Consider the following 16,400-nt stretch of genomic DNA (forward strand, 5'->3'; position numbering starts at 1 on the left):
CAGGAAAACGATCATGGCTGAAACACGCGATGTGATCATTGTCGGTGGCGGGCACAATGGCCTGGTCACAGCCTTTTACCTCGCCAAGGCGGGATTCAAACCACTCGTGCTGGAACGCCGCGCGCAGGTGGGCGGCTCGGCAATCACGGAAGAATTTCATCCCGGGTTTCGGTGCTCCACACTTGCCCATAACGCGGGATCGCTGCGCGCCGATGTCGTGCGCGACATGCAGCTCAAACAGCATGGCTTGGAATTAGTGACCCCCGAGGTCAGCACCGCTTCGTTGCTGCCGGACGGCCGCGCATTGCTTCTCTATGCCGATCCGAAACGGGCGGTGCAGGAAATCGCCCAGTGGTCGCAGAAAGACGCCACCGGCTATACCGACTTCGGAGCCGCGCTCGGCAAGATCGGCAAAGTCATTGGTCAGGCGCTGACGTTGACTCCCCCAAACATTGACAACCCAAGCAGTGGCGATCTTTGGGGCATGTTGAAGACGGGCCGTGCGATCCGCAACCTCGGCAAGAAGGATATGTATCGCGTGCTGCGCTGGGGACCGATGGCGGCAGCGGACTTAGTATCCGAATTCTTCGACACCGAACCGTTGCGGGCAACGGTTGCGGCCAGGGGAATTTTTGGGACGTTTCTCGGACCGTGGTCAGCGGGAAGTGCATTGGTCCTGATGTTGCGTGCGGCGGCGGATCCGACGCCCGCGGGCACGGTACAGTTTGCGATCGGAGGCGCCGGCCAGATTACGCAAGCCATGTCGGCGGCCGCCCGACAGGCGGGTGCAGAGATTCGTCCGTCCGCTGACGTCGTCGAAATTCGAGTCAAGGATGGCGTCGCAACCGGAGTGGTGCTCGCTTCGGGAGAAGAAATCTCCGCGAAGGCCGTGGTCTCGAACGCAGATCCAAAACGTACTCTGATGCGTCTTGTGGATCCGACTCACCTCACGCCTGACTTCGTGCAGAAGATCCAGAATTATCGCTCGCTGGGAACAGTCGCGAAAATCAACCTCGCACTTTCAAGTCTGCCGGAGTTCCCTGCTCTCAAAGACTTCAACATGCTGAAAGGCCGCATCCAGATTAGTCCTGAGATTGACTACATCGAGCGCGCATTCGACGAATCCAAGTACGGAAACTTCTCGCGCCAGCCTTATCTCGAGATTACTTTCCCTTCGCTCACCGATCCATCGCTCGCTCCAGCGGGCCAGCACGTGATGTCGATTTACATGCAGTACGCGCCTTACAAACTGAAGAATACCGATTGGGAAAGCCAGAGGACGGCTCTCGGCGAGGCCGTGGTAAAAACGATCGCTCAATATTCGCCTTCGTTGCCGCAGAAAATCCTGCGCCACCAGATCATCACCCCCAAGGATTTGGAAGACAATTACGGACTTACGGGCGGCCATATTTTCCATGGCGAGCTTTCGCTGGATCAGTTCTTCACGATGCGGCCGTTGCTCGATTGGGCGCGCTACCGGACTCCAATCGAAAAGCTCTATTTGTGCGGGAACGGAACGCATCCTGGAACAGGGTTGACCGGCGGTTCGGGCGCCAACGCCGCGCGGGAGATTGTACTCGCTCTCAAAAAGTGATCCGCAAAGTTGTTTCTTGTAGCTGTCATCCCGAGCGGAGCGAGGGATCTGCAGTCTCCCCTGGGCGAATACCTGCAGATCCCTCGCTCCGCTCGGGATGACAGAGCTCTTAGAGCATCGTGGAAATTGGATTATCCATGCATAACTCCGCCATCCTTCTCGTCTCCTGCCCCGACCGCAAGGGCGTGGTGGCTTCGATTGCGGACTTCATCTTCCGGCACAACGGCAACATCCTGTTCGCCGACGAGCATGGAGACGAGGAGTCGAATCTATTTCTGACCCGGGTCGAGTTCGATCCATCGCAGTTCAATTTTGACCTTGCGGAATTTTCCGATCGTTTTGCCTCGATTGCCAGGGAATTTGAAATGTCATGGCGCCTGGCCCATTCGACGGACCGGCCGCGCCTGGCGATTTTTGTTTCCAAGTACGACCACTGCCTGCAGGACCTGCTCTACCGGCATCAGAATGGAGAATTGCGCTGCGACATTCCCCTGATCATTTCCAATCATCCGGACAACCAGCGTATCGCCGACTTCTATCACGTACCCTATGTTGTCGTTCCGGTAAACAAAGACAATAAGCGGGAAGCAGAACAGAAGCAGATGGCGCTTCTCCGCGAGCACCAGTGCAACCTGGTCGTGCTGGCGCGCTACATGCAGGTGTTGTCAACCGAATTTACGGCCGCCATCGGCTCCCAAAATCTTATTAACATCCACCATTCCTTTCTTCCGGCCTTTGTTGGCTCGCGTCCTTATCACCAGGCGTTTCAACGGGGAGTCAAGCTGATTGGGGCCACCGCCCATTACGTCACCGAGGTACTCGACGACGGACCGATCATTGAGCAGGACGTGGTCCGGATCTCGAACCGGGACACGGTCGAACAGCTCACCGAAAAGGGCCGCGATATCGAAAAAGTCGTACTTTCGCGTGCCGTTCGCTGGCATGTGGAAAACCGCGTGTTGCTGTATGGGAACAAGACGGTCGTTTTTCAGTAGCAACTCGAAAGCCCGCCAGCTCGCGGATCGGGGTTCCTGCCTGCGGTCGTGTCACTTCCGTAACCACGCTTACAATTGCGCCCCAATCCCGTTTCGGCTTTACTAGAGTTAACCCTTTAGAAGATCAGTGGGGACTTTGCCTCCAAAGGAGCGCGTTTGGCAGAGGATCCAAAATGGGAACTGGCCCTTCTGGTTACCGTCCAGAGCTTTTATCAGCGCCTGATGAGCGACCATCTGGGCGGGGAAATTCCTACGCCTGCCGAACTCAACGCTGAGGCGATTGGGCGGGATGAGGATGTCCGCGGCACGCTGGCTCGGATGAAAGTCTGGATCCAGTTGCTCGACATCGCGGTCACGCCGGCGATCTTGCGAATCGGCATGGGCTCCGACCTGGATGCCGAAATTGCCGAAGCGCTGCTCCGTTACTTTGCCCGCCATCGCGATGACTCGGCTACGAATCGCGATAAGACTGATCTCGTAGCGACCTTCTTGTATCGCCGACCCAGAGTCTCCGGTCAGTGGGAACAGCGCGGTTATGGCCTGGATGGATCACTGCCGCTGGCGCCGTTTGAAATTGCGTTGCTGGAGATTCTCTCGGAGTCCGAAGCCCCGAATCTGCCCGAACAGCATGTCCAGCGGCTGCGCGAGTTTGGCCCGCTCCTGGACGAAGCCAACCGTTTCCAGGATTTCAACGCACTCATGGATTCGGGAATCATTCCGCGTGTCCGCGCATTGAAAGCCTCGCTGGGAGACTCGTTTTATCATCCCGGAGTGCTGGCTACCCTGGCTCCCTATAACGCCGCGTTTGGGCAACGGTTCGATGAACTGTTCGCTGCAGCGACTACCGAAATCAAGGACTTTGCGAACCGCCTGGAAGAACTCGGCGGCAACATCCTGAGCACCGTCGATGGCGTGGAAGTCACGGTCGAACACGTGGCCGCCCTTAACGAGGGCGAACTGCTGAAGGGCGATTACGCGACTGCCCTCGAAAAATTCGGGCGCGTGTCCAAACTGAAAAAGGAATTAGAGCGCCGGCCTCCGTTACGGCGTGCCCCGCAGCCGGCGACCGCAGCACATTCGGTAGGTAGTGGCGGTGCGGCAGCAGCGCCTGCTCGCGCCCCGAAGTTCGTTCCATCCGCGATCACGCCGCAGGCGCTTTCCATTGAGGAAGCCAAGCTGCGCCGGGTGGAGGAATCGATTCGCGTTTTTGTGCGGGTTGCCGATCCCAAATTTCGCCAGATCGTCCCCATGCGCTATTTCAACCTCATGCTCAGTCCCTCCGAAGTCGAGGCGTACACCGCCGACTATCTGGAGGAGGCAAGTCCGCGCGCCGGGATTGGCCGGATGCTGCTGCGCGTCGTGGCCGTGATTGCGCGCATCACCACTGAACTGGAAGAACTCAAGCGCTCGCAAAATTCCCCTTCCGTCTGGAAGTTACATGCCGACTCGCTGGTAGTATTGTTGGACTTGGCACGGCGGCTTTCTGGAGCTGTCGAGCAACTTGCTCTGGAAATCGGCCAGCAACCGGACACGAATTCCCGTAGTGAAGGGCTCCGCGATACACTGGGAAAGCTTCAGGAAAGAACGGGCCAGGTCGTAAAAATCCTCGCGCAGGCCTAGCCGTTTGCGCCACAACGTGAGTGCGTGGATGATCGATCCACCGTCACGGACCGGCAGTAATGACACCGACACTCATCTGGATTGACGAACCGGGCAACGAAGCATGGGCTTGCTCAGGCTGTCGTTGGAGATATCCTGTTCCGACATTTCTGAGCGACCCGGAAGCGAAACGAGCCTACGACCGCTTAGCCACCGCCAAGTTCAGTGAGCACGTGTGCGAACTGCCCGCCCCGCAACGGGAGATTGAAGACACCTCGACCGAACCGACCTTCACGAAGCGTGTGATGAAACTACTGAAGGTCGGCTACAAGCCCAAAGACGCTGTCGATATCGCACTTGATGAGATTGCGCTCGAACACAGAAACGATCCCGATGTGATGACGCAGGCGCACGCCGATGCGAAGGACTTTCTGCAGAGAGTAAAAGAAGGACGGATCTAGCTACGGAGTCTGAACTTTGGCAGCGACTTCAGGCCCCATCTGAGGAAATCGTCCACTATAAAAGGGACGAGCCTGATGGCCCGTCCCTTATTCAAAACAAGCCCGCGAATTCTAGTGAATGTCGAACTGCTCCTGATGCAGCGCTGGATCCGATTTGATGATGATCGTTTTCTTGATCATCTCTTCCATTTCGTTCAGCAAGCGAGCGTTGTTGGCCTTGAGCGACTTTGCGACTTCTGGATTCACTCGCAGCATGGCATCCGTATGCTCGATCTGTTTCGAAATCTTCCGCATTTCGACGTAGATTTCGTTACAGACGGTGTTCACCGACTTCACGTACCCGGTGGCCTGGCAATAAGGGCAGGAGGTCCCGATGGTACGTTCCAGCGATTGCTTGACGCGTTTACGGGTAATCGCAACTAGGCCGAAGTCATTAAACTGGAGGACTTTTGAGGGCGCGCGATCGGCACGGAGCGCTTCTTCCAGAGCCTGCATGACTTTCTGCCGGTTGCGGCGTTCATCCATATCGATGAAATCGATGATGATGATACCGCCCAGATCGCGCAGACGAACCTGACGCACGATCTCCTTGATCGCGTCCACGTTCGTTTTGACGATGGTGTCTTCCAGGCGAGACGTCTTGCCGACGTATTTGCCGGTGTTGACGTCGATGGCGACCAGCGCTTCGGTCTGGTTGATGACGATGTATCCGCCACTCTTCAGCCAGACTTTCGACTTCAGGGCTTTGTTGATTTCTTCATTCAGCCCGAATTGTTCGTAGAGCGGCGTTTCCTTCGTATACAGCTTGACTCGCTTCACGAGTGCCGGCTGAAAACGGTTTGCGAAACGCAGGATGCGTTCGTATTCGCTTTCGGTGTCGACCCAAATGACTGAGAAATCGGACGTCACCTGATCGCGCAGCACACGTTCCACAACGTTCAGATCGTGGTAAATCAACGCCGGCGACTTCCCGCTATCGGACCGCGACTTGATCTCGTTCCATAGATTCTTCAGGAACCGGATGTCGGCGCGAAGTTCCTCGTCCGAGGCTCCCTGCGCCGCGGTGCGGACAATGAAGCCGCCGTGACCGTTTTCGCGTTCACTCTGGATGATGCGCTTGAGGCGCAGCCGCTCTTCTTCCGACGCGATCTTGCGAGACACTCCCGTATGGTTCACGGTGGGCATGAACACCAGGAAGCGTCCCGGCAAGGCGATGTGACTGGTGATTCGAGCGCCCTTCTTGCCAATCGGTTCCTTGGCAATCTGGACCAGAATCTCCTGGCCTTCCTTGAGCAGTTCGCTGATCTGCGGAACGACTGTATTTTCGCGACGCTTAAAACGACGCCCGCCGCGCCGTCCACGATGTCGATCAAAGGCCGGTGCGGGACGCTGTGCTCGTTGCAATCTCGCTTCGCCCGGTGATGTGCGCACTTCTGCGCTGGCGTCCAAAGTGCCGGCGCCAATGGCTTCCGCTTCCAGCAACGCTTCGGCTTCTTCTTGCGCTTCTTCGAGTTCGAGTTCTTCGGCTTCGATCTCCGATTCTTCGACGGCGGCTTCCGGATGCTCCGAGCCTGCTTCATGAACTTCCTGAGCGGCGCCTTCCGCAACCGGCTGGGCGCCTAATTCGTGCTCTTCATGAAATTCCTCATGCTCATCGTGCTCGCGATCTTGATGCTCCGTGGAGACATGCTGCTGTTCCCCTGCGGAAATATGTGTGTCTCCGGCGGCTCGAGTTTCTTCTTCCAGTTCTTCGAATGCGGCATCGTCTTCGAGCTCTTCGGCGTAAGCGTCGAGATCGGCTTCTTCCTCTTCGATTTCCTGCTCTTCCATGTGTCCAACAGGAATTTCGACAATGGAGCGGAAGTGCTCCTCATGAGCAATGTCCGGAAGCGAGGCCGAAGCAACTTCACGGGGCTCGAAAACTTCGGAAGGTGCGCTCGAAACCGTCTCCTGCACATCTTCATAGGTTTCGGTGGGCGCAACGTGCTCGTGTTGCTCATGGAGGGGTTCGACGGCCGCGAATATCGGCTCGTCGTCAGGGAAGTTCCCTGCTACAGACGTTGGCACCGGACGTTCCTGCACCGGCGCTTCCGCTCGAGGGGATGCCGCTTGCGGTTGTTGGCGATATTTCGAGATCGACTCGCCAGGAAGGATGATCGGCTGATATCCGGCGGGCGGACCGTAATCATAGTCGCGTCCTACGCGCGATTCTGGAACGGCAGGGCGCGACGGGCGAGCTTCAACGGGAGCACGATCCCGTTCCGGTGCTCGTTCGGCTCGCGGTTCGGTGCGCTCCCCACGATCACGCTCGCCAGTACGTCCACGACGACGACGGCGACCGCGGAAACCACGAGGCTCACGTGCTCCGTTGGTCCCATTTGAGCTTTCCAGCGACTCATCCTGCGCGCCACCTTCGGCGGGCTCGCTGGCAACCTGGCTGGATGAATTAAACGAGCGAGTTTCGCCCGACGGCGACGCTTGCTCCGAGTTCCTGGGCGGACGTCCCTCCCCGGCCGGACGACCGGCGGGAATGGGCTCATCCAGATCTTCGTCCTGCTGCTCCAGATCCATGAAATCGGAAACGTACAGGAATGCATCGCGTTCCAGTCCTATGTCGACAAAGGCGGATTGCATGCCAGGCAGCACGCGGGTCACACGGCCCTTGTAGATGGAACCGGCTAAGGTGTATTCGTTCTCAAGTTCGAGGTAAACTTCGGCGAGTAAATCGTCTTCCACAATGCCCACTTTGGTTTCGTGGGGTGTGGAAGTTACATACAATTCTTTGTTCATGCATACTCCGGTTTTTCTTCACCGGAGCAAAGAGATGGTAAGCGGAAGGATTGAGGAGTTCAGCGCGGTTTCTGGCACACATCTGGGAAGTTCCGGAATCAGTTCCGGAGCCCACACCATCGTGAAAATTCAGAACTCGTCTGTACTGATCGCATCTTGTACTTCGTCAGGTTGTGACCGCTCTCTCAGATTTCTGAGGGGGCCGTTACCCAAGCCTGACGGATTCAATCCTGTCCGGCTCTCTTCGCCGGTGAATTGCCCTCCTTTTTCGCGAGGGCGTTCGTAATTGCGTAATCTTGTTCGTGGCACCGTTCTCAAGGGCGCCAGATATTGCCTTCCGTCTTAGTTCACGAAGCGGCGCATCCGGACATTCATCACCATCCCCAGCGCCAGAAACATAAACAAGACAGAAGATCCGCCGTAACTCATGAGCGGCAGGGGTATTCCGGTGACTGGCATAAAGCCAACCACCATGCCCACGTTGACCAGGATGTGAAAGCTAAGCACAGCCACCACTCCCATAACCAGGAAAGCTCCGGCGCGGTCGGGCGCCGTTTGAGCGTTCTGGGTCAAACGCATCAGCACTATGAAGTATAACAGCAGCACCCCCAGAGCTCCTACAAACCCGTGTTCTTCCGCAAATGCCGCAAAAATGAAGTCCGTTTGCGGCACCGGCAGGAAAGCCAGGTGGGTTTGCGATCCCTGGCTGCTACCCCAGATCCCACCCGATCCGACCGCGATCAGGGACTGGTTCACCTGGTATCCGGAGCCTTGACGGTCCGCATCCGGATTCAGAAAACTGGTAAGACGCTCTTTCTGGTAAGGCTTCAGGACGTGTACCCGGTCCGAGAAAAATACAGCGCCGATTAGGACAGCCCCGATCAAGACCACTGGTAATGCCTGTCCGAGCCTCAGTCCGCCCAAAAACAATGCCATGACAGCAATGGGGATAAATGTCAGCGCGGTTCCGAGATCAGGCTGGGCGAGCACCATCAGCATCGGAAAGCCAACAATCAGCCCTGCCTTGATGAAATCTGACCAGGCAAGTTCCCGTTGTTGCAGATCGGAAAAGTACTTGGCGACGGCCAGAATCAGGATCAGCTTTACCCATTCGGAAGGCTGGAAATGCACGTTGCCGGGGAGTTTGATCCAGCGTCGCGCGCCCAGATATTTCTGCCCAAAGAGGAGGACCGAAATCAGCGACGCCAGCGCAGCAATGTAAATCCAGTGGATTCTTTCGAGCAGCGCCTGGTAGTTGATTAGGCTGACCAAAAACATCGCGCCCACACCGGCAACCACCCAATAGATTTGCCGGATGTGCGCACCCGCAAACTTGGTATGTTCCGTGGCGCTGTGGATTTGAAGCACGCCGAGTGCGCAGATGATGAGCACGAAGGTCATCAGCACCCAGTCGAAATCCCGGTAGGAGACGTAACGCGACATGAGTTCAGTCGCTCCGAGACTTCATTGGCAATTCTGGGTTGGACATGCGGGACTGAGCGGATCGTCACCCTGGAGAAGGACCCAGGTGGTCACGCCGCCTACGATAGCGATGCCGGTATAGAGAGCCGCGCTGGAACTTAGGATTCCGCCGCCCGCTGCAGTTGCCGCACCCGGCCCGCGGTGTTTCCGCTTCTTCTTTTTCTCGGGATTGGAGGTATCGTCGCGAGTAGTCTGCTGTCCCTGTTGGATGGTGGTCGTACCCGACTGATCCTGAACCGTCAGATCACCTTTGCTAGCCACGATCTGGACCTGCCCATCGACGTCGGCAACCTGGAACTCAGTCCACGAATTGCCGGCAGGCTTGATGGTGACTTCGCCGGCATGCGTCGCCAAACCTTGCGCCGTGCTGACACGGACCGCACCATGTTCCACTTCAACGGCTGATCCCTGGAACTTAACAAGGGAGTCTGCAAGCACCATCACGCTGGAACCGCTGGCGTTCAGGTTAGCCGTGGAATCCAGGCGGGTCTGCACCATGTCGCCGTCAAACAATGCGGCCGACTTGGGAACCGTGCTGCCGTTGACCCAGGCAGTGCCGTTGGAATAGAGCATTGCCGATGCTGAGTCCACCGCCAATAAATGCGCAGGAAGCAACATCGCCAGCACTATACTTAACGCAGACCGCAGCGCTGTCTGTGACATGGTCAAACTCACTCCTGCAATGCTCACGATTTCCGATAATCCTATTCCGCAACTCGTTTGCAGTCAATCATGTTGTTGAACTTCTGAATATTTTTTCCCAGTTACTTCAGTCCGCAACCTGCCGTTCGGTTTTCGCATCTGCCGATCCTTCACGATGCTGAGTTCTTTTGCCAGCACTGGCACGAGCGCTTGCGTGAAAGCCACTCGATGCCGAAGCCAGCGTCCCGGGTACGGCAGCTCAAGATGATTTCCATCCCAATTCGCTCGTCGCCGCGAGCGTCGGACATTTGCCTCGATCGAACGTACAACAGTAACAATGCACTTCGGACGAAGCCGCTCCATCACTCTACTGAGGCGCAGTTCCCCATCCTGGCATGTTCTCTTGCGCCGCCTGGGTTCCATGCGATCAACGGGAATCCCACAAAGATCGACCAGATAGCAACCGAGTGCCTGAAACGATGCCAGAAAATCAGTTTCCTTGATCCCGGGGAATGCAATCTCAAACGCGTCTCGAATGGCGCGATACAGTCCGGAGTCGGCGCGATAGAAAAATCTTCCGGAAGCCGGAGGCGACTCGCCGACAAACAATATCCGCACGTCCGCTGGACGATAGCGCCTCCGCAGGCGCTCTCGGGCCAGGCTCGCACTACGACTGGTAAGCGATTGCTTCTTCATGTTCCCTGATTAACTCTACTTCGTCGCCCACACGAATCTCGCCCCCGCGAACCACGTAACAGTTCAGCGCGAGCTTGCCATCGAATTTTCGGACGATTTCTCGGAGAACGCGATGGTCCTCCTTCAGAGTGTCCGGATCGAACGTCGTCATTACGCAGCGCATGCGCAGATCGACAACTCCGATTCGTACCTCTCCAATGCGGAGAATTTGGCCAGGCCACGTTCGCTCAGCCAGGCCCTCAACTCCGCCGATGACAATGTTCGGCCGCAGACGTCTGCTGTCATGGCCAAAGGCGGCAATGGCCCCGTCACTCGCGACCAGCAAGGGCAGGATGTCAAATCGGTCGGTAGAATCGTCGCGCACCAGCCTTGCGCCCGGTCCGACGATATCGACGACACCTTGCAAAACGTGCGCATCACTCCACGGCAAACCTTCCACCACGGGTTCGCCTGAGGAATCCAAGGTGGCATGGTGACCCAACAGTTTGGGATGAGTCCGAGAAGTGATGACCCGACCGCGGCTGTCTTCAACATGCACCACGCGGTCTCCGGCAATGCCGAGAGGACCGACCATGGCCGACCCAATCCGCTCGCCGGCCATGGACTTCACGGGATAACGCCAGATTTCAGCGACGTACATGCAGGCCCTTTCGAGGACATAAGCCATCCACCCCGATGCCCGGTTACGCGACTTTCCGCTTGTTCGTAGCCAAGTCGCCGTCCACTTTCTCTGCGTGGAATCGCAACATGTTTTCCGCGATCGCTTCGAGGCTATCCTCCACCGCAAAATGGCCGGAGTCCAGGCGGTGCATCTCCGCGTTCGGCAGGTCTTTCAGAAACGCTTCTCCGCCTTCGGGCGTGAAGAACAGATCGTTCTGCCCCCAGAAGATCAGCGTCTTCGGCTGTTTCTCGCGCAGAAACTTCTGCCACGCCGGATACAGTTCAACGTTCTTTCGGTAGTCGTAGAACAGATCGAGTTGGACGCGCCGCGAATTCGGACGCGCCATGAAGTGGGCGTCCATCTGCCAGTTGTCCGGGCTGATCAGTTCAGGATTCTTGTGTCCGTGCAGGTAAACCGCCTTGATCGTGTCCGGTGCCAGCAATCCTTCGACGCCTTGCTCGGTTTCAGGCGTGCGATTCTTCCACAGAGAGTGACGCAGCCCACCCCAGGCGTCGCTGAAGCCGACTTCGTAAGCGTTGGTGTTCTGGATGATGAGCCAGTCCAAGGCGTCCGGCTGGCGCGTCATGATTCGGAAGCCGACCGGGCCGCCGTAGTCCTGCACCAACATCCCGTAGTGAGCAAAGCCTTTGGCTTGCAGAAAATGTTCGGTCACGTCCGCGAGTTTGTCGAAGGTGTAATCGAAGCTAGCCGGGTCGGGCATGTCGCTGTTGCCGAACCCGGGGTAGTCGGGAGCGACCACGTGAAAGCGGTCAGCGAGCGCGGGAATGAGATTGCGGTACTGGTGGGACGATGCCGGCCAGCCGTGCAGCAGCACCAGTTTGGGATTGGATGGATTGCCCGCTTCGCGGTACGCGATGTTCAGGCCGTCGACGAGTAAGCTTTGATACGTAACCTTGTTTGCGTTTGCCATGGAGATCTCCTTCATAACTTCTTGTCAGCCCGGCGAACCGGTGGATGGTTTGCAGTAATTTTCGATTCTGGCGATTGGATTCGGTCAACCCGCGGAGGTTCCCGCGAAAAGGTGTAATCTGCCTTACATTGCGCGAGCAACGATCTTGCCTGTGAACAGGATGTGAGCGTGACCGCGAGACGAGCCGTCGAATCCAAAAGTGGTCCCGAAATTACTTCGCTCTCCGCGATTGACTTGTTCGAGGGACTGCCAGAGTCCCGCTTGCAGGCAGTCGAAAAACAAAGTGAGGTTTGCGAAGTTCGCGCGGGGCATGTGTTCTTCCGCACGGGTGAGAGTGGACAGGTCTTGTATCTACTGGAGAAAGGATCCGTTCAGACCTTTCGAACCTCCGGTTCGAAGAAGTTGATCATAGCTGATCTCAAGCCTCCTGCGGTGTTTGGAGAAATGGCGTGTGTCGGTAGTTGCATTTACCACTGCTGCGCGCACGCGACCATGCCATCACGGGTGCGCGTCATATCCCGGAACAATCTAGAGGCTCTCCTCGACGAATATCCCATTGTGGCGCGGCGGCTTCTGGACCTGGTCAGCCAGCGCTTCGTCAGCGTGTTGGTCGATCTGGATGCGACCTCGTTTCAGCACTTGATTCCACGTCTGGCGAAGCTGCTGCTCCAAAGGGCTGAGGGAGACTTCGTTCGCAACCTGACCCACAAAGAAATCGCGGAGCACCTGCGCGTATACCGGGAGTCGGCGACGGCCGCGTTAGGTGAACTCAAGAAGGCTGGGATCATCTCCGTCGAACGGAAGCAGATTCACATTCTGCATCGACCGCGCCTGGAGCGGGCCGCGCGCGAGTAACGCAGGCAAGTACTCTGAGCTAGTTCTTGGCGGCTTCTGAAGGCTTGATCGTAATCGGCACATCCACCGTACCGATCTTCTGGCTCCCACGGTCGATCACTCCCAGTCGCAATGTGTACGAGCCCGGTTTCAGAGTCAGTTCCTGGTGCGCGGGGAAACCGGTCTGCATGATCTGTTTGTAGACGGCGGGCAAAAAATCGGCTTCCATCGTGTCCGTCGAAAAGCCCGCACTCTTGAAATCCCGATCCCAGGCAACCGACATGAAATCGACCGCTGCATGCTTTTTCTGATCGGCTGTGTCCGCGAAACTGATGTCATGGGAATCGACCGCGTAGTCAATTCGTACCGTCTTGTGCTCGCTGTCGGGAAGCAGTACTTGCGCCTTCACCAGCAGCATGGTCGACGCGGGTACCATCGGCTGGATCGCCGTGGCCAGCGCCCGCGCCGCTTCATCTCCGGTGAATGGTTTTTCTTCGTTGGCGTAGTATCCGCGTCGGAAGGTCAACTTGTATCCCTTCTGCGCGAGTTTGACGTCGATCTTGCGATACTGGCCATCCCATTTGTGATTTTCAGGAGAATACGCCAGCGTGTAGTAATCGGATCCCTGTTGCAGACCGTGCAGCAAGGCGTCGTCGACGGCATTGTTTCCATAGAAAGCCTTGCCGCCGGTCTCGCGAGCGAGATCGTCTTCCGCAAAGGTGTCCTGGGCCACTCCCAGGCCTTTTACGTCGACCGGGTAAACGGCAATTTGCGCCGCCGCCAGGAGGGTGGCGGTTTCCTGTACTTCCGGGGAGTAGTGCCCTCCGATACCCGCCTTGTTGTTGGTGACATATTCTGCGTCCAGGCGAAGGGGGAAATGACCAGACAGCCAGAGCAAGTTTTTTCTGCCGGAGAATCCTGAGACGGATCGCGCGATCGCGTTCAACGTGGCAAGAGTGAGCCTAAAGCGGACGTCACCAGCTATTTCGGCGAACGCTCCGAGGCCGGAGTCGAAGGACTGACCGAGTGCACTTCCAGTGGTGATGTCCGGCATCTGCGCTGTCGTGGACGGGCCACTGAGTTGACCGGACAGCCTGTCCGGCGTAGTCACCGACACTTCAGGACTCAACGACTTGCTCGCCGCGATCAGAGCGTCTGACGAACTCGTGAAGCCCTGCACCAGGTGCGGTTTGTCACTCAGGATGAACAAGCCGACCCGTTGGCCGGGCGGTAGGCGGCGAAGTAACTGCGCCATTGCCTTACGGGCATACGCCTGTTCCAGACGTTCGGTGTTCAAGGTGTCCAGCATCAGGATGGTCACCGCGCCACCCGGTGCCTGCTGGGTGAAGTTGGTGTACTGATTTGGAGGCAACTGCATCGGTGGCAACGCTTTCGGGGCCTCGTAGCGATAGACGTTGAAACCGGATATCTTCTGCGCTTTGTGGTTCTCCTGCACGGTGAAGTCTTCGACCTTCAGGCCCGGCACGAATTGGCCCTTGGAGTCGGTGACGATCACATCCACCAGCACGACTCGCGTCTGCGCACGGAACGTGGGGACCGAGTCCGGCGCAGTGGTGGAAGGCTTCTCCTCAGCGGAACCCGCGGGGATGAGCAACGAGAAGAGGACCAGGGCAAGAAAAGTAGCCGTGAGCAATTTCACAGGAGCCTCCGAATCAAAAGAGCAACCACACCGGGGGAAGGTGCAATATTATACGTTCGCTACTAGGCAACCCGCGTGACCAACCCATCGAACGCTTCTGCGTCGACGCGCTCGACACGCGCCCGGATCCACTGATTCGGCTGCCACCGACCTGGCACTTTCATCTTCAGATAGTTGTCGGTGAGGGCGTCTGTGAAGTTGTTGTCGCCAGATGCGAGCGTGATTGCGTCCACCATAGCTCCAACCTGCGCTTCCATGAACGCGGCCTTCTTTGCCGCGGCGATCTGTCGCAGCGTGAGGTTACGCTCGCGCGCGGTTGCGACGGGCACCTGATTCGCGTGTCCGGCGGCTGGCGTTCCGGGACGCGGAGAATACGTAAACACGTGCAGGTAGGTGAACGGCAGTTCTTCAATCATCCGCTGTGTCTCGGTGAATTCGGGTTCCGTCTCACCCGGAAATCCCACCATAACGTCGGCTCCGATAGCGGCATTGGGCATGGCTGCCCGAATCTTCAGAATCTTCTCGCGATAGTGCCACGGCCTGTACTTGCGGTGCATGCGACGAAGGACCGCATCACTCGCCGACTGTAACGGCACATGCGCATGCTTGGCGATGCGTGAAGAGTTCGCCATCAAATCGATCAATTCGTCGCTCCAGTCCATCGGCTCGACAGAACTGATGCGGAGTTTCTCCAGCGAGGTCGTCTCCAGAATCGCGCGAATAAGATCAGGCAGTCGTTGGTCGATAGTCGTTGGTCGTTCGGGGTTGGCCTGACTTGAACAGTCATGAGAAGTCAGGAGAGTCCTGGGATCGGAGTTGCCAACGACGAAGGACGAGCGACCAGCGACGAAGTCCCTTCCCCACCGTCCCAGATTGATTCCGGAAATTACGACTTCGCGATAACCCGCATTGACCAGGGACCGCACTTCCGCGAGAACGCGATCGAGCGGCAGCGACCTGCTTTGCCCGCGAACGGACGGGATCACGCAAAACGAACAACGGTTGTCACATCCATCCTGGACCTTGAGGTTGGGCCTGGTGCGCTCGTTGGCGGCGTCAAAGACCGGGGCCGCCAGCAATTCCGTATGGGCAAAAATATCGCCAACGATGACGTCCGCGCCGATCTGGGATTCGCCTCTGAGCTGGGTAAGGGAAACAAATCCGCCATTCGATGAGCTCCGCGCCGTCGCGATGTCGGCTGCCAGATGCTTGTGGGAATTGCCGACGACCCAACTCACGCCGGGGATCGCGGCCAGTTCCTCCGGCGCCCGTTGCGCGTAACAACCAGTGACGAGAATGCGGCACCCGGGATTTTCCCTGCGCACGCGACGGATCGAGGCCCGTGCGTCCTTGTCCGCGCCCTCGGTGACAGTGCAAGTGTTGAGGACGACTACATCGGCATCGCGCGCTGTGGGAGCGCGTTCCAGCCCACGCTCCAGGAACTGGTTCTCGAGCGCGGCGCCGTCGGCCTGGGTGGCGCGGCAGCCAAAATTCTCTATGTAGAAGCTGGCCACGCTCCTATACTAACTGAGTGTGGGCCGGGCGCTCTCGTCTGGCGCACATTCGCGCATCTCCGTGAGGTGCTCATGAAACGGCGCATCCTTCTCGTCGATGACGACCTCGCCGTCCTTCTGACCCTGAAGGCGGTTCTGGAATTCCACGGATTTGAAGTAGAAACCGCAACCAGCGCGAAAGAAGCGTTCGCTCGACTGGAGTCCGCCTCCTATCACATGGTCATCAGTGACCTGCGGATGGACACGGAGGATGCGGGACTGAGAGTGATCGCGGCAGCCCGACAGCAGAAGTACGATCCTGCTACAGCTCTGCTCACTGCCTACCCACCTTCCGGAGACGGTTGGGAAGCGGAGCTTTCAGGCTCATTGCTGATCAAGCCGCTCGGGATAAAAGAGCTTCTGGGCCAGGTGGAGGCGCTCCTTCTCCGCCACGCTGACGCTCGAAACGCCCGCCTGAGCGGTGCGTCCGAAAAGACACAGGTATCCCCTCGAAAGGCCGGCTGAGGACCGTCCCGCCGAATGGCTTGATTCTTCGGGTGGA

The 16,400-nt window shown here is 57.7% G+C and carries 14 protein-coding genes; 6 read left to right on the top strand and 8 right to left on the bottom strand.

Annotated features, from left to right (window positions below):
- Window positions 1-13: 13 nt before the first annotated feature.
- The 4 genes from HY010_02545 to HY010_02560 all read left to right on the top strand — a co-directional run bounded on the left by HY010_02545 (window position 14) and on the right by HY010_02560 (window position 4,649).
- Window positions 14-1,594, top strand: a complete 1,581-nt coding sequence (locus HY010_02545; GenBank protein MBI3474584.1) for an NAD(P)/FAD-dependent oxidoreductase — start codon at window positions 14-16, stop codon at window positions 1,592-1,594.
- Window positions 1,595-1,731: 137 nt separating this feature from the next.
- On the top strand, window positions 1,732-2,589 hold the full coding sequence (gene purU, locus HY010_02550; GenBank protein MBI3474585.1) for a formyltetrahydrofolate deformylase: 858 nt from the start codon (window positions 1,732-1,734) through the stop codon (window positions 2,587-2,589).
- 156 nt (window positions 2,590-2,745) lie between these two features.
- Window positions 2,746-4,209 carry a hypothetical protein gene (locus HY010_02555; protein ID MBI3474586.1) on the top strand — a complete coding sequence of 488 codons (1,464 nt, stop codon included), beginning with the start codon at window positions 2,746-2,748 and terminating at the stop codon, window positions 4,207-4,209.
- Between the two features lie 59 nt (window positions 4,210-4,268).
- A complete protein-coding gene (locus HY010_02560) occupies window positions 4,269-4,649 on the top strand; it encodes a hypothetical protein (GenBank protein ID MBI3474587.1) in 381 nt (126 codons plus the stop codon).
- 111 nt (window positions 4,650-4,760) lie between these two features.
- Here HY010_02560 and HY010_02565 read toward each other — a convergent pair whose 3' ends face one another.
- The 6 genes from HY010_02565 to HY010_02590 form a co-directional block, all read right to left on the bottom strand.
- A complete protein-coding gene (locus HY010_02565; GenBank protein ID MBI3474588.1) occupies window positions 4,761-7,439 on the bottom strand; it encodes an Rne/Rng family ribonuclease in 2,679 nt (892 codons plus the stop codon).
- Window positions 7,440-7,781: 342 nt separating this feature from the next.
- Window positions 7,782-8,882 (bottom strand): rod shape-determining protein RodA, encoded by a 1,101-nt coding sequence (rodA, locus tag HY010_02570; protein MBI3474589.1) that lies wholly within the window; start codon window positions 8,880-8,882, stop codon window positions 7,782-7,784.
- 21 nt (window positions 8,883-8,903) lie between these two features.
- Window positions 8,904-9,584, bottom strand: coding sequence for a hypothetical protein (locus HY010_02575; protein ID MBI3474590.1), 681 nt, complete (start codon window positions 9,582-9,584; stop codon window positions 8,904-8,906).
- A gap of 63 nt (window positions 9,585-9,647) precedes the next feature.
- Window positions 9,648-10,259, bottom strand: coding sequence for a hypothetical protein (locus HY010_02580; protein ID MBI3474591.1), 612 nt, complete (start codon window positions 10,257-10,259; stop codon window positions 9,648-9,650).
- Window positions 10,231-10,899, bottom strand: coding sequence for an MOSC N-terminal beta barrel domain-containing protein (locus tag HY010_02585; GenBank protein MBI3474592.1), 669 nt, complete (start codon window positions 10,897-10,899; stop codon window positions 10,231-10,233). The genes HY010_02580 and HY010_02585 overlap by 29 nt, the downstream gene beginning before the upstream one ends.
- Before the next feature lie 43 nt (window positions 10,900-10,942).
- Entirely contained in the window at window positions 10,943-11,866 is a 924-nt protein-coding gene (locus HY010_02590) for an alpha/beta hydrolase (protein MBI3474593.1), read from the bottom strand.
- A gap of 153 nt (window positions 11,867-12,019) precedes the next feature.
- Between HY010_02590 and HY010_02595 the strand changes: the two genes are divergently transcribed.
- Window positions 12,020-12,706 (top strand): Crp/Fnr family transcriptional regulator, encoded by a 687-nt coding sequence (locus tag HY010_02595; protein ID MBI3474594.1) that lies wholly within the window; start codon window positions 12,020-12,022, stop codon window positions 12,704-12,706.
- A gap of 19 nt (window positions 12,707-12,725) precedes the next feature.
- Here HY010_02595 and HY010_02600 read toward each other — a convergent pair whose 3' ends face one another.
- Both HY010_02600 and HY010_02605 read right to left on the bottom strand, forming a co-directional pair.
- Entirely contained in the window at window positions 12,726-14,345 is a 1,620-nt protein-coding gene (locus tag HY010_02600; protein MBI3474595.1) for a VWA domain-containing protein, read from the bottom strand.
- A 62-nt stretch (window positions 14,346-14,407) separates the two neighbouring features.
- A complete protein-coding gene (locus tag HY010_02605; protein ID MBI3474596.1) occupies window positions 14,408-15,859 on the bottom strand; it encodes a MiaB/RimO family radical SAM methylthiotransferase in 1,452 nt (483 codons plus the stop codon).
- A gap of 72 nt (window positions 15,860-15,931) precedes the next feature.
- On the opposite strand from HY010_02605, the gene HY010_02610 reads away from it, so the two are divergent.
- Window positions 15,932-16,363, top strand: a complete 432-nt coding sequence (locus tag HY010_02610) for a response regulator (protein MBI3474597.1) — start codon at window positions 15,932-15,934, stop codon at window positions 16,361-16,363.
- Window positions 16,364-16,400 lie beyond the last annotated feature (37 nt).

The sequence above is a fragment of the Acidobacteriota bacterium genome, from assembly GCA_016196065.1.
GTDB lineage: Bacteria > Acidobacteriota > Terriglobia > Terriglobales > Acidobacteriaceae > Acidiflorens.

Excerpts from the sequence above, each read along its gene's own strand:
- HY010_02545 (MBI3474584.1), top strand. The coding sequence starts at position 14 with ATGGCTGAAACACGCGATGTGATCATTGTCGGTGGCGGGCACAATGGC.
- purU (MBI3474585.1), top strand. The coding sequence starts at position 1,732 with ATGCATAACTCCGCCATCCTTCTCGTCTCCTGCCCCGACCGCAAGGGC.
- HY010_02560 (MBI3474587.1), top strand. The coding sequence starts at position 4,269 with ATGACACCGACACTCATCTGGATTGACGAACCGGGCAACGAAGCATGG.
- HY010_02565 (MBI3474588.1), bottom strand. The coding sequence starts at position 7,439 with ATGAACAAAGAATTGTATGTAACTTCCACACCCCACGAAACCAAAGTG.
- rodA (MBI3474589.1), bottom strand. The coding sequence starts at position 8,882 with ATGTCGCGTTACGTCTCCTACCGGGATTTCGACTGGGTGCTGATGACC.
- HY010_02575 (MBI3474590.1), bottom strand. The coding sequence starts at position 9,584 with ATGTCACAGACAGCGCTGCGGTCTGCGTTAAGTATAGTGCTGGCGATG.
- HY010_02580 (MBI3474591.1), bottom strand. The coding sequence starts at position 10,259 with ATGAAGAAGCAATCGCTTACCAGTCGTAGTGCGAGCCTGGCCCGAGAG.
- HY010_02585 (MBI3474592.1), bottom strand. The coding sequence starts at position 10,899 with ATGTACGTCGCTGAAATCTGGCGTTATCCCGTGAAGTCCATGGCCGGC.
- HY010_02590 (MBI3474593.1), bottom strand. The coding sequence starts at position 11,866 with ATGAAGGAGATCTCCATGGCAAACGCAAACAAGGTTACGTATCAAAGC.
- HY010_02610 (MBI3474597.1), top strand. The coding sequence starts at position 15,932 with ATGAAACGGCGCATCCTTCTCGTCGATGACGACCTCGCCGTCCTTCTG.